The organism is Salipiger bermudensis HTCC2601, assembly GCF_000153725.1.
Lineage (GTDB): Bacteria > Pseudomonadota > Alphaproteobacteria > Rhodobacterales > Rhodobacteraceae > Salipiger > Salipiger bermudensis.
Window position 1 is genome coordinate 234,106 of the sequence record NZ_DS022276.1, and the last position, 12,314, is coordinate 246,419.

At 69.4% G+C, this 12,314-nt stretch carries 16 protein-coding genes and 1 tRNA gene; 9 read left to right on the plus strand and 8 right to left on the minus strand.

The window, feature by feature from the left end:
• Positions 1–673: 4-hydroxy-tetrahydrodipicolinate reductase (dapB, locus tag R2601_RS01025; RefSeq protein WP_040545000.1), on the minus strand; the 673-nt coding region annotated here is incomplete at its 3' end.
• An 87-nt stretch (positions 674–760) separates the two neighbouring features.
• On the opposite strand from dapB, the gene rbfA reads away from it, so the two are divergent.
• From rbfA to lpxK, 7 genes are all read left to right on the plus strand, one after another.
• Positions 761–1,156, plus strand: a complete 396-nt coding sequence (gene rbfA / locus R2601_RS01030) for a 30S ribosome-binding factor RbfA (protein WP_007792242.1) — start codon at positions 761–763, stop codon at positions 1,154–1,156.
• Between the two features lie 4 nt (positions 1,157–1,160).
• Positions 1,161–1,907, plus strand: a complete 747-nt coding sequence (locus R2601_RS01035) for a phosphodiester glycosidase family protein (RefSeq protein WP_007792245.1) — start codon at positions 1,161–1,163, stop codon at positions 1,905–1,907.
• A gap of 74 nt (positions 1,908–1,981) precedes the next feature.
• Complete coding sequence (locus tag R2601_RS01040; protein ID WP_007792247.1) at positions 1,982–3,328, plus strand: TldD/PmbA family protein; 1,347 nt, start codon at positions 1,982–1,984, stop codon at positions 3,326–3,328.
• A complete protein-coding gene (locus R2601_RS01045; RefSeq protein WP_007792249.1) occupies positions 3,315–4,097 on the plus strand; it encodes a 3'(2'),5'-bisphosphate nucleotidase CysQ in 783 nt (260 codons plus the stop codon). The genes R2601_RS01040 and R2601_RS01045 overlap by 14 nt, the downstream gene beginning before the upstream one ends.
• A 145-nt stretch (positions 4,098–4,242) precedes the next feature.
• Positions 4,243–4,485: a DUF4170 domain-containing protein gene (locus R2601_RS01050; protein ID WP_040544225.1), complete on the plus strand. Its 243-nt coding sequence runs from the start codon at positions 4,243–4,245 to the stop codon at positions 4,483–4,485.
• Between the two features lie 5 nt (positions 4,486–4,490).
• The gene (locus tag R2601_RS01055) at positions 4,491–5,735 is read left to right on the plus strand and encodes a 3-deoxy-D-manno-octulosonic acid transferase (protein WP_007792254.1); all 1,245 of its coding nucleotides are present in this window, start codon (positions 4,491–4,493) and stop codon (positions 5,733–5,735) included.
• Positions 5,735–6,724: a tetraacyldisaccharide 4'-kinase gene (gene lpxK / locus R2601_RS01060; RefSeq protein WP_007792256.1), complete on the plus strand. Its 990-nt coding sequence runs from the start codon at positions 5,735–5,737 to the stop codon at positions 6,722–6,724. Before R2601_RS01055 ends, lpxK begins: the two co-directional genes overlap by 1 nt.
• A gap of 32 nt (positions 6,725–6,756) precedes the next feature.
• Here lpxK and R2601_RS01065 read toward each other — a convergent pair whose 3' ends face one another.
• The gene (locus R2601_RS01065) at positions 6,757–7,623 is read right to left on the minus strand and encodes an N-formylglutamate amidohydrolase (RefSeq protein ID WP_007792258.1); all 867 of its coding nucleotides are present in this window, start codon (positions 7,621–7,623) and stop codon (positions 6,757–6,759) included.
• Between the two features lie 206 nt (positions 7,624–7,829).
• Here R2601_RS01065 and R2601_RS01070 point away from each other — a divergent pair.
• A tRNA-Val gene (locus R2601_RS01070) sits at positions 7,830–7,904 on the plus strand.
• Positions 7,905–7,995: 91 nt separating this feature from the next.
• On the plus strand, positions 7,996–8,121 hold the full coding sequence (ykgO, locus tag R2601_RS01075; RefSeq protein ID WP_007792261.1) for a type B 50S ribosomal protein L36: 126 nt from the start codon (positions 7,996–7,998) through the stop codon (positions 8,119–8,121).
• Positions 8,122–8,242: 121 nt separating this feature from the next.
• On the opposite strand, the gene R2601_RS01080 is transcribed toward ykgO, so the two are convergent.
• The 6 genes from R2601_RS01080 to R2601_RS01105 form a co-directional block, all read right to left on the minus strand.
• Positions 8,243–9,073, minus strand: coding sequence for a transglutaminase family protein (locus R2601_RS01080; protein WP_007792264.1), 831 nt, complete (start codon positions 9,071–9,073; stop codon positions 8,243–8,245).
• 97 nt (positions 9,074–9,170) lie between these two features.
• The gene (locus R2601_RS01085) at positions 9,171–9,842 is read right to left on the minus strand and encodes a phosphoribosylanthranilate isomerase (RefSeq protein WP_007792265.1); all 672 of its coding nucleotides are present in this window, start codon (positions 9,840–9,842) and stop codon (positions 9,171–9,173) included.
• A gap of 161 nt (positions 9,843–10,003) precedes the next feature.
• Positions 10,004–10,354, minus strand: a complete 351-nt coding sequence (locus R2601_RS01090; RefSeq protein ID WP_007792269.1) for a LapA family protein — start codon at positions 10,352–10,354, stop codon at positions 10,004–10,006.
• A gap of 9 nt (positions 10,355–10,363) precedes the next feature.
• Positions 10,364–10,645 (minus strand): integration host factor subunit beta, encoded by a 282-nt coding sequence (gene ihfB, locus R2601_RS01095; RefSeq protein ID WP_007792271.1) that lies wholly within the window; start codon positions 10,643–10,645, stop codon positions 10,364–10,366.
• 215 nt (positions 10,646–10,860) lie between these two features.
• Complete coding sequence (locus tag R2601_RS01100) at positions 10,861–11,286, minus strand: hypothetical protein (RefSeq protein WP_007792273.1); 426 nt, start codon at positions 11,284–11,286, stop codon at positions 10,861–10,863.
• Position 11,287: 1 nt separating this feature from the next.
• Positions 11,288–12,265 (minus strand): hypothetical protein, encoded by a 978-nt coding sequence (locus R2601_RS01105; protein ID WP_007792275.1) that lies wholly within the window; start codon positions 12,263–12,265, stop codon positions 11,288–11,290.
• Positions 12,266–12,314: the final 49 nt, after the last annotated feature.

The following is a 12,314-nucleotide window of genomic DNA, read 5'->3' on the forward strand; positions in this document are numbered from 1 at the left end:
CGGCGAAGATCACCTCGTGCTCGCCCACCACGTCGCCGCCGCGGATGGCGTGAAAGCCGATGTCGCCCCGCTTGCGCTTGCCGGTGATGCCGTCGCGGCCCCGGTCCGAGACCGCGTCGAGCGCCACGCCGCGGCCCTCGGCGGCGGCTTCGCCCAGCATCAGCGCGGTGCCCGACGGCGCATCGACCTTCTGGTTGTGATGCGCCTCGACGATCTCGATATCCCAGTCCTCGTCGAGCGCCGCGGCGACCTGGCGGGTCACCTTGGTGAGCAGGTTGACGCCGAGCGACATGTTGCCGGCGCGCACGATCACCGCGTGGCGGCCCGCGACGTGGATTTTCCTGAGATCCTCCGCGTCGAGCCCGGTGGTGCCGATCACGTGCACTGCCCGGGCCTGCGCCGCGAGCTCCGCGAAGGCCACGGTGGCAGCCGGCGCGGTGAAGTCGATCACCGCCTGCGCCTTGCTGAACGCCTCGAGCGCGTCATCGGTGACGGTGACGCCGATCTCGGTGCCGCCCATGCAGGTGCCGAGGTCGCGCCCCACCCAGTCATGGCCCGCGCGCTCGACCGCGCCCACCAGCGCCAGCCGGTCGCTCTTTTGCAGTTCGCGCACCAGCATCTGGCCCATGCGGCCCGACACGCCCGTCACAACAACGCCCGGCTTCTCGCTCATCGTCATCTCCAGTTCATCCTTTGCGCGCTTCCTTAGCGCGCAGCGTCCGGCTTGGCAAAGGGGCGGGCAAGGACTAAGTGGGAAGACATGGGCAAGAACAGATTCCAAGACGGTCCCGGACCGAGCCAGAGACAGCTTCGCGTCGGCGAACTCATTCGCCGCACGCTCTCGGAGGTGCTGACGCGCGGCGACATCCACGACCCCGAGCTCAACCGCCTGTCGATCACCGTGGGCGAGGTGACGGTGTCGCCCGACCTCAAGGTGGCGACCGCCTATGTGGTGCCGCTGGGCGGCGGCAAACCGGACGAGATGTTCGACCTGCTCAAGCGCAACAAGTCCGAGCTGCGCCGCGCGGTGTCGAAAGGGCTGACGCTGAAATTCGCCCCCGAGATCCGCTTCAAGCTCGACGAGACCTTCGACCGGCTCGACGAGACCCGGCGGTTGTTCTCGCAGGATGCGGTGCGCCGCGACGTGGAGGAGTAGGCCGGTGCGCGGCGTTCTGGCCGCGGCCACCGCGCTGATCCTCGCGGCGCTGCCGCTGCCCGCCAGGGCGGTTGGCTGCGAGCCGTTAGAGCATGCCGGCAACCGCTACACCGTCTGCGAGGTGCGCCCTGCCCGCGAGGCGCTGCGCACCTTCCTCTACACCGAGGACGGCACCCCCTGGGGCCAGTTCACCGCCATCGACAATGCGCTGCGCCCGCAGGGCCGGCGCCTCGCCTTCGCGATGAATGCCGGCATGTATCACGAGGATCGCGCGCCGGTCGGCTACTATGTCGAGCGCGGCGAAGAGGAAATGCGGGTGATCTCGAGCGCCGGGCCCGGCAATTTCGGGCTGCTGCCGAACGGCATCCTGTGCATTCGCCGCAACCGCGCCGACGTGATCGAAACCCGCGCCTTCCTGCGCGAGCGCCCGTCCTGCCGCTATGCCACCCAATCCGGTCCGATGCTGGTGATCGACGGCGCGCTGCACCCGCGCTTCCTGCCCGACAGCAGCTCGCGCTACATCCGCAACGGCGTCGGCACATCCGAGGATGGCACGCGCGCGGTCTTCGTGATCTCGGAAACCGCCGTCACCTTCCACGAGTTTGCCTCGCTGTTCCGCGACCGGCTGGGTCTGCCACAGGCGCTGTTCCTCGACGGCAACGTCTCTCGGCTCTACGCGCCCGAGGCCGGGCGGCGCGACATCGGCCGCACGATGGGGCCGATCGTCGGCGTGGTGGCGCGCGACGAGTAAGGCGCGGCGGCGCCTTTCCCTTGCACCTGCCCGTCCTGCGGCCTACCTCGATGGGGCAGCAACGCGGAGCCCCCATGAACCGACCCCTCGACAGCCTGACCCAAGCCCTTCTGGATGCCGCCACCAAGGCCGGCGCCGATGCCGCCGACGCGCTCGCCGTCGAGGGCAGCTCGACCGAGATCGACGTGCGCAACGGCACGCTCGAGCAGGCGGAGCGCTCGGAGGGCACCGATATCGGGCTCAGGGTCTTCATCGGGCGGCGCAGCGCGGTGGTCTCGTCCTCCGACACCAAGGACTCCACCATCGCCACCATGGCCGAGCGCGCCGTGGCGATGGCCCGCGAGGCGCCAGAAGATCCCTATGCCGGGCTTGCCGATCCCGCGCAGCTCGCCCGGGACTGGGACATCGAGGCGCTCGAGATGTGCGATCCCACCGACGCGCCCTCTCCGGCCGAGCTGCAGGAGGACGCCTGCGCGGCGGAAGCGGCGGCGCTGGCGGTCGAGGGCATCGGGCAGGTGCAGTCGGCCTCGGCGGGCTATGGCCGACGCCAGGTGCATCTCGCGGCGAGCAACGGGTTTTCGGGTGGCTACTGGCGCAGCTCGCGCTCGCGCTCCTGCGTCGCCATCGCGGGCACCGGGCTCGAGATGGAGCGTGATTACGACGGCGACAGCCGCACCTTCCAGTCGGAACTGCGTGGCGCCGCGGAGATCGGCCGCCGCGCCGCCGAGCGCGCGCTCGAGCGGCAGAACCCGCGCCGCCCCAAGACCGGCGCCTACCCGGTGCTGTTCGACGAGCGCATCGCCGCCTCGCTGATCGGCCACCTGATCGCGGCGGCCAACGGGGCCGCAGTGGCGCGCGGCGCGTCGTGGCTGCGCGGAGCGCTCGGAGAGGACGTGCTGCCGAAGGGGCTGTCGCTGGTCGAGGATCCGCACCGTCCACGCATCGCGGGCTCGCGCCCGTTCGACGCGGAGGGCCTGCCGACGCAGGCCCGCGCGCTGGTCGAGGACGGCGTGCTGACCGGCTACACGCTCGATCTGGCCAATGCCCGCAAGCTCGGCATGGAGCCCACCGGAAACGCCGCCCGCGGCACCAGCGGCGGGCCGTCTCCGACCCCGTGGAACCTCGCGCTCACGCAAGGCGACAAGAGCCGTCAGGAGTTGATTGCGCAGATGGGATCGGGGCTGGTGGTGACCTCGATGATCGGCGCCACGATCAACCCCAATACCGGCGACTACTCGCGCGGGGCAGCGGGGTTCTGGGTCGAGAACGGCGAGGTCGCCTACCCGGTCTCCGGCGTGACCATCGCCGGCAACCTGCGCGACATGCTGCGACGGATCACCCCCGCCAACGACGCGCGCGGCTGGCTGTCGCGCGTGGTGCCATCGCTTCTGGTCGAGGGGCTCACCCTTGCCGGAGAGTGATCTCGCGCTTCTGACCCGCGCCGCCTGGAGCGCCGCCGAGACCGCCACACGCTATATCGGCGGCACCATGAACGTGCGCCACAAGGCCGCCGATGGCAGCCCGGTGACCGATGCCGACATGGCGGTGAACGCGGTGCTCGAGGAGCTGCTGCGCAGCGCCCGGCCCGACTATGGCTGGCTCAGCGAGGAAAGCGCCGACGATCCGGCGCGGCTCGGGGCGGAGCGGGTCTTCATCGTCGACCCGATAGACGGCACCCGCAGCTTCATCGAGGGCTCGGACAGCTGGGCGCATTCGCTGGCGGTGGCGCAGGATGGCGAGATCACCGCCGCGGTGGTGTTCCTGCCGATGCGCGAGCGGTTCTACAGCGCAGCGCTTGGCGAGGGGACGCGTCTCAACGATGCAACGGTCCACGCCAGCGGCGTCGCAACGCTCGAGACCGCTCAGGTTCTGGCCACCAAGCCGTCGATGCAGCCCGATCACTGGCGCAGTCCGATGCCGGAGCTGCAGCGCAGCCACCGCCCCTCGATCGCCTACCGCCTGGGGCTGGTGGCCGAGGGCCGCTTCGACGCCATGCTGACGCTGCGCCCGTCCTGGGAATGGGACATCGCCGCGGGCGCCCTGCTGCTTTCCGAGGCGGGCGCGATGATCAGCGACCGCAGCGGTCAGCCGATCCGGTTCAACGCGCCCCACCCCAAGCATGACGGCGTGGTCGCCGCCAACCCGGCGCTGCACGGCGAGATCCTCGGCAGGCTGCGGCAAGCGCCCTGACCTGCCCGGCCCTTGAGCGCCGACGCCGGTCAGGAAAATTTGCAGGCGTTTTCGAGAACGCCTGCCCATCCCGCAAGCCGCTCGGCGCTTGACCTTGCCGGGCGAGATCGTAGGTTGCCGACGTCTTCACCTGAAAGGTCAGAGCATGGTTCAACGACTCCACCTCGTGTTCGGCGGCGAACTCGTGACCCCGGAAAAGAACGTCTTCAAGAATGTCGACGAGCTGCACATCGTCGGGATCTTCCCCGACTATGCCAGCGCCCACGACGCCTGGAAGGCCGAGGCGCAGCGCACCGTCGACAATGCCCACATGCGCTACTACATCGCCCACCTGCATCGCCTGCGCGACGAAGAGGCCGAAGCCTCGACCACCGAGGAGCTCGGCTGACACCCTTGTCCCGCAAGCCCTTCGCGCTCTCGGCCTATCTCGCCTCGGCGCGCGGTCGCCCCACGGCCTCACCGTCGGTGGTGCCGCGCCCGGATGGCCCGCTGATCTGGATGCACGCCGCGCGGCTCGACAGCGCCCGCGCGCTTGCGGCGCTCGCCGCCCGCATCCGCGCCCAGCGGGACGAGATCTCGGTGCTGCTGACCTGGCATCCCAGCGTACCGGCGCAGCCCTACCCGGGCTGCATCGGCCTGCCCCTGCCCGCCGACACCATCGCCGATGCCCAGAGCTTCGCCGCCCACTGGCGCCCCGATATCGGCCTCTGGACCGGGCAGACGCTGCAACCGGCGCTGCTCTCGCGACTCTCGGACACCGGCACCAAGCTCGTGCATCTCGATGCCGGCAATGATCCATGGCACGTGCCGGGGCCGGTCTGGCTGCCCGATTGCACCACCGCGACGCTGGCGCTGTTCGACCGGATCTTCTCGATCGATGACATGGCACACCGTCGCCTGCGCCGCCTCGGCCTGCCCGACGAACGGCTGCGCCGCGCCGGCCCGTTGAGCGAGAGCGCGCCGCCGCTCGACTGTTCTCCGGATCTGCACGAAGAGATGGCGCAGCTCCTTTCGGGTCGTCCGGCGTGGCTCGCCGCGCGGGTGCGCGCTGACGAGGCGGCCGAGATCCTGCAGGCACATCGCCGCGCCATCCGGCTGGCGCACCGGCTGATCCTGTTCATGGTCCCCGCCAGTCGCGAGGACGGCGCCGAGATCTGCCGCATCGCCCGCGCCTCCGACCTGCGCAGCGTGTCGTGGGACGATGGCGAGATGCCCGACGAGAACACCCAGGTTCTGGTCACCGAAGACGACGCGGAGCTCGGGCTCTGGTATCGCCTCGCCCCCATTGCCTTCCTCGGCGGCTCGCTGCGCCCGGGCCATGGCGGAGAGGACCCGCTGGCCGCCGCCGCTCACGGCGCGGCGCTGCTCTACGGGCCGAATGTCGGGCGTCACCTCGCCGCCTATACCCGGCTGGTCGACGCCGGCGCCGCCCGCATCGTGCGTGATTTCGACAGCCTCGCCTCGGCGGTCTCGCAGCTGGTGGCACCCGATCGCGCCGCGGCCATGGCCCATGCCGGCTGGGACGTGGTCAGCCAGGGTGCGGCGCTCACCGACAAGGTGATCGCGCAGGTGTTCCGCTGGCTCGACGGCGAGGACGATCCCCGCGACGATGACACCAACGCCGGGGAGGCCGCCTGATGCGCCCGCCAGCCTTTTGGTACACACCGCCCTCGCAGCCCGCGCTGCGTGCCCGCCTGCTGGCGCCGCTCGGTGCGCTGACCGCCCGGACCACCGCCCGCCGCGTCTCGGCTCCCGGCGCCTCGGTGGGCGTCCCGGTGATCTGCGTCGGCAACCTCAACGCCGGCGGCACCGGCAAGACACCGACCGTGATCGCCCTGATCGAGCGGCTGAGCGCCCGCGGCGAGGCGGTGCACGTGGTCTCGCGCGGTCATGGCGGCCGGCTCGAGGGGCCGGTGCAGGTCGATCCGCTGAGCCACGGCCCCGCGGATGTCGGCGACGAGCCGCTGCTGCTTGCCGCCTTCACGCCGGTCTGGGTCGCGCGCGATCGCGCCGCCGGGGCCTACGCCGCCGCCGAGGCCGGGGCACAGGTCATCGTCATGGATGACGGTTTCCAGAACCCGGCGTTGAACAAGAACCTGTCGATCATCGTGGTCGACGCGGCCAAGGGCTTCGGGAATGGGCGCTGTATGCCCGCAGGCCCCCTGCGCGAGCCCGTAGAGGCTGGCCTTGCCCGCGCCGACCTCGTCCTCTCGATCGGCCCTGCCCCCGCCCAGAGGCGCTTTTCCGAGGCTTGGGAGGCCCATATCCCGCTGCCACACCTGACGGGCCACCTCGCGCCCTTGCAGACCGGCATGACCTGGGACGGGCTGCCCGCCTTCGCCTTTGCCGGCATCGGCCACCCGGAGAAGTTCTTTGCCACGCTCAAGGGCCTCGGGGCGGAGCTTCGCGGCACCTCGGCGCTCGACGATCACCAGCCCTTCACACCGCAGCTGCTGACCCGGCTCGAGACCGACGCCGCCCGCCTCGGCGCGCAACTCGTCACCACCGAGAAGGACGCAGTGCGCCTGCCGGCGGAATTCCGTCCCAAGGTGCTCACCCTGCCGGTGCGGCTGCAGATCGACGACGACACGGCACTGGCGGACAGGCTCGACACGCTGCTCGCCTGAGTCGCTTTCGCCTGCCTTGCGCTTCGAGAGCGCTACTCCGCGGCCAGCGGCTTGTCCTGGTCGCGATGCCCGATGGCCGCGATCTCGGCCACAACGCCGCGCAGCACCCGCCGGAAGGCCTGGAAATCGGCACTGGGGCGGATTCGCGCCTCGTCCATGTAGACCGAGCGATCGATCTCGATCTGGATGGCGTGCTGCTGGCGCGACGGTCGTCCGTAGGCCTGCGTCACGTAGGCCCCGGCGAACGGCGCGTTGCGCACCACCGAGAGCCCGGCCCGGGTGAAGGCCGCTTCGACCCGCGACACGATCTCCGCCGAGGCCGAGGCGCCGAAGCGATCACCGATGACGATCTCGGGCCGGCGGGCGGAGTTGCGCGCCACGCCGTCCACCGCCTCGTGCGGCATGGAATGACAGTCGATCAGAATCGCCTCGCCGAAGCGGCTGCGCGCGCTCTCGACCAGCTCGCGCAGCTGCGCGTGATAGGGATGCCAGTAGCGCGCGATGCGGCGCTCGGCCTCGGAAAGCGGCATCTTGCCGCGATAGATCGCCCGCCCGTTCGAGACCACCCGTGGCACCACGCCAAGACCGCTCGCCACGCGCGGGTTGTGCCCGCCGCGGCGCACCCCCTCGATCAGGGCCGGGTCGAGCTCGTCCGGGGCGCGGTTGAGGTCGAGAAAGGCGCGCGGGGCCCCGGCGCGCAAAAGCGGCGCCCCGAATTGCGGTGCGCAATCGAAAAGCCGGTCGACAAAGGCGTCCTCGGAGGAGCGGATGGCGTGCTCGTCGAGAACGGTGTTGCGCAGGAAGCTCCACGGATAGTCGCGCCCGGAATGCGGCGAGGCGAACACGGCACAGGAGGTGGCCGCCTCCGGCAGATCGAGATGAAAGGCGACTTTGGGCATTCGTCCTCCTGATGAGCATAGTTTAGCGCGATTTTCGCGAGGGCAAAAAGCCTGTTTTCTTCGCGGGATGGAAACCGGCATTCTTTGCCAGAAAAGCCCTTGCCACCATCTCCGACTCCACTTATAGAGCGCTCCACCGGCGCGGTTCTCCCGCGCCCCACTTACTTCTGGGGCACGGAGACACGGGTATCGCGCAGGCCATGAGAGGGCGGTTAGCTCAGCGGTAGAGCACTACGTTGACATCGTAGGGGCCACTGGTTCGATCCCAGTACCGCCCACCATGGTCCTAATTCACCACCTCCGCGGGGTCGCGCCCACGGTAGGTCCCGCAACGCCAGGCGCTCGCGCGCCGCGACAAGAGGAGAGACCATAATGAAGGTCGCAAACTCGCTCCGCTCGCTCAAGAAGCGCCATCGTGACTGCCGCGTTGTGCGCCGCAAGGGCCGCGTCTACGTGATCAACAAGACCCAGCGTCGTTTCAAAGCCCGCCAGGGCTGAGACGATCCTAGGATCACGAGAGTATTGAAAGGGCCGCCCATTCGGGTGGCCTTTCTGCTTTCGCGCCCCTGCTTTTCGGCGCCTGTGCGCGCAGAGTATCCGCCGCGCCCGTCCGGACCCGTCACGCCTTCACCTCCACCTCGACCCGGTAGCGCAGCCGCGCCGCCACGGGCGGGCCATAATAGCCGCCCTCCACCGGCATGGTCTCCCCCTGCTCCGGCGCGGCGCATAACGCAACGTGCCCGTCGCGCACCCGCGTGCCATGGGTGGGATCGAATCCCTGCCATCCCGCCTGCCCCAGCCAGACCTCCGGCCAGGCATGCAGGTGGCGCTGCCCGTCGACGCTTTCGGCTTGCGCCTGATACCCGCTCACGAAGCGCGCCGGCAGCCCCATCAGGCGACAACAGGCGATGAACAGGACAGCGAGGTCCCGGCACGCGCCCTGCGCCCGCTCAAGCGTCTCCTGCGGGCTCTGGGCATACCCGTCCTGCCGGATGCGCCGGTCGGTGCGCTGGTAGAGCGTAGCGGTCAGGAGCTCGAGAAACCCCATCGCGTCCCGGCCCGCCAGTTCGGCCAGACCCTCGGCAAAGCGCCGCACCTCGGGGCCCGGATCGCGCCCCGTCAGGCATGCGTCCGGCGCATCGTCCCGGCGGGGCCACGGAAGGCGCGGCAAGCGCTGCGCCCCGGGCGGCGTGGCCTGCCGCGTTTCGATCTCGAACGCGCTATCGATGCGCAGCAGATCGCTTGCGCCCGGCCCGAATTCCACCAGCACCAGCGGGTTGCCGTGAGCGTCCACCTCTTCACGTATCATCGCGGGCTCCGGCAGGATCTCCAGCCCGCGGGACAGCACCCGGCCGCAATCACCGCGCGGCGTCAGCCGCAGCCTGTGTGCTGCCAGCACAACCGGCGTGTCGTAGCTGTAGATGGTTTCGTGACGGACCGAGAACCGCATGGCGCCCCCTCCCTGGCTCGAACCAGAGAGAAGCACCGTTTCGCCGCCGGAGACCAGCCCCGACGCGGCCTCCGCGGCGCGGAGACGCAAGCGCCGCTCAGAGCCGCGGCACCGACACCGCCTCGGCCGCATCGCTGACCGCCTGCAGGAAGGCGCTGATGCGCGCGGCATCCTTCACGCCGGGCTCCGATTCGATCCCGGACGAGACATCCACCTGCCGCGCCCCGGTCATCGCGATGGCCTGCCCGACATTGGCCGGGGTCAGCCCCCCCGCGAGCATCCACGGACAGGGCCAGCGCCGCCCGGCGATCAGCCGCCAGTCGAAGGCCAGACCGTTGCCGCCCGGCAGCGCCGCGCCTTTCGGTGCCTTGGCATCGACGAGAATCTGGTCAGCCACCTTGCCGTAGTCGAGCAGCGCCGGCAGATCCGCCTCGCTCGCCACGCCCACCGCCTTCATCACCGGAAGCCCGTAGCGGGCCCGGATCTCCGCCACCCGGTCAACGCTCTCGCGTCCGTGCAGCTGCAACATGTCGAGCGGCACCTGCTCGAGGATCTCGTCGAGCAGCGCATCGTCGGCATTGACCACGAGACCGACCTTGGCAAGCCCCACCGGCGCTGTCAGCGCCAGCTCGCGCGCCTGCGACACGCTTACGTGCCGCGGGCTCTTGGGAAAGAACACGAAGCCCGCATAGCTCGCCCCGGCCTCGGCCGTGGCGACAACGTCCTCCGGCCGGGTGAGGCCGCAGATCTTGACGCGAATCTCGCTCATCACACCCCCGTCTCCGGCCAGCGCACGGCCCTGTCTTCTCTGGTTCAAAAATACCTCGGGGGAGTCGCAGCCCCGCTGCGACGGGGGCAGCGCCCCCTCCGATCCGTTCCGCCAGGCGATGCGGCCGGGGACGCAGCGCGCCCCGGCGACTCAGATCGCCGTCAGGCGCTCTGGTCGAGGATCGCCAGGACCTCGTCCTTGTCCTTGTCGCGCTCGGCCTGGGTTTTCTTCAGCTCGCGCTCGAGCTTGCGGACCTCCGCCTTGCGCTCGGAGGCGGCGGCGCGGTGCTTGTGCTCGCGCAGCCACTCCCAGAAGAAGCCGATCAGCAGGCCAAACAGGATGCCGCCGAAGAACACGAGGAACAACGGCAGGCTCAGGGTCTGCTGGAACTCCAGCAGGGTCGCGATGTCGGGCGGCAGCAGCGTGAGCTCCACCATCGAGCGGTTGGCCATTGCGATGGCCACGAGGACGATCGCGAGAACGCCCAGAAACGCATAGCGAATGTAACGCATGTTCTTGTCTTACTTTCCGTTCAGCCGGTCACGAAGCAGTTTGCCCGTCTTGAAGAATGGCACGTGCTTCTCCTCGACTTCAACCGCTTCTCCGGTGCGGGGGTTCCGCCCGAGCCGCGCATCGCGTTTCTTGACCGAGAAGGCACCGAAACCGCGCAGTTCGACCCGGTCGCCCCGGGCCATGGCATTGGTGATCTCCTCGAAGATCGTGTTCACGATCCGCTCCACGTCCCGTTGGTAGAGATGCGGGTTCTCCTCCGCGATCTTCTGGATCAATTCAGACCTGATCATCCTCGCACATCCCCTCACTGCGTCTTTTCGCGCTGTTCGAGTTCTACGACACTTCGCGCTCCCGCGCCAAATGGAAACCGGCCGATCACGCGGAAAAGCATTGGAAAGCAGCACTTTGTCAGCCCTGACCGCACGAAGAGGCCGATCATGGCCCCGGAGGCGCAATGCTGCACCGCGGAAACATCTCCGTTTCAAAATGCGATTCGCCTCGCCATTCAGTCCCGCTCGGCGTCCTGCCCCTGCCCGAAGAGCGTCAGGAACAGGGTGGTGAAGAAGCCCCCGAAGGCGCTCTCCACCAGCGAGACCGCCGCCGGCAACAGGTCCTCGCTGCCGATGAATCCGGTCTCGTAGCTCCACAGCACGAAGCCATTGCCGGCCACGTAGGCGACGAAGAGAATCGACATCAGCGCAAGGAACAGCCCGCTGACCTTGCGCCCGCGCGGCCCCTTCCCAAGCCCCACCGATTTCACCACCACGCCGACATAGATGCCGAAGACCGGCAGGAACACCGCGATGGTCGAGACATAGGTCTCGATCTTGGTGATCCGGCTCTGCAGGTAGACCGCGCAGAACGACACGAAGGCCACGTGAACGATGACGACCAGAAGGGCAAAGAGCGCCCGGGCGCTGCGCTGATACATCTCACTCGCCCCCGATCCGGCCATCCTCGAGCGCGTCCGAGACCGCCGACATCAGCCCCTGCCGGAAGGCCGCGAAGCCGCCGTCGCGGTCGAGCGACTGGAAACCGTCCACCGGCTTGCGCCGGTCGCCGGGCCAACGCCGGATCGCGGTGATCGGCATGTCGACGCTCAGCTCGTAGAGATCGCCCGAGGGGTTGGTGGGGTAGAGCTCGAGATAGGCCTCTTCCCAATGCCCTGCCCGCCCGGTCAGCGCGCCATCGGGGAACAGCAGCCGCGCCTTCAGACGGCCCCGCTCGGCGGTGACGGCGCAGGTCTGCCGGGCGGTGGTCTCGCAGGGCAGGCCGGTGGCGGTCTCGAGGGCGGCGACCAGCGGCGCCCGCAGCGGCAGCGCACCGGCGTCGCGGATGGCGGCGAACTGCGGCGCTGTGAGGCGCAGCTGCGCCGGCATTGCCCCGGCCCCGATGCCACGGCGAATCGCGGCGATGTCATCGCCGCCCATCTGGCGCAGGGCAACGACCACGTCGGCCTCGTATCCCGGAAGGGTCTTGCCGCAATAGGGCACGACCTCGCGGCCCTCGAGCTTTTCGGTCTGGCCATTGAAGCCGAACGGCGCGCCGTCCCCGCCCAGCGGATCGACATATTGGCGCTCGTACGGGTCGCCCGGGTCGCAGGGCGTCATGTCCTCCACCGGCAGCCGCGCCAGAAGCGTGCGCATCTCCTCCTCGCGGCTTCGGGCCACCACGGCGATGACGGTGCCGGTCTCGCAACCGCCATCACCGCAGAGGAAGCTGCCGACGCACAGCTCCGACAGGCGGGGATCGTCGTAGATCTCGTTCCAGTGCCGCTCGCAGTAGCGTGCGGTGCGGTGCATGACCGCCGGATCGAAAGGCGTGATGTCGGAGAGCGACTGGGCGATGCCGCAACTCGGAAGCGCAAGGCACAGCGCGGCGGCAAAAGGACGGATTGAAAGATCGGGCATGGCGCAATGACTTGGCGGAACAATGCCTTGACCCTGCGCGCGCAACCCA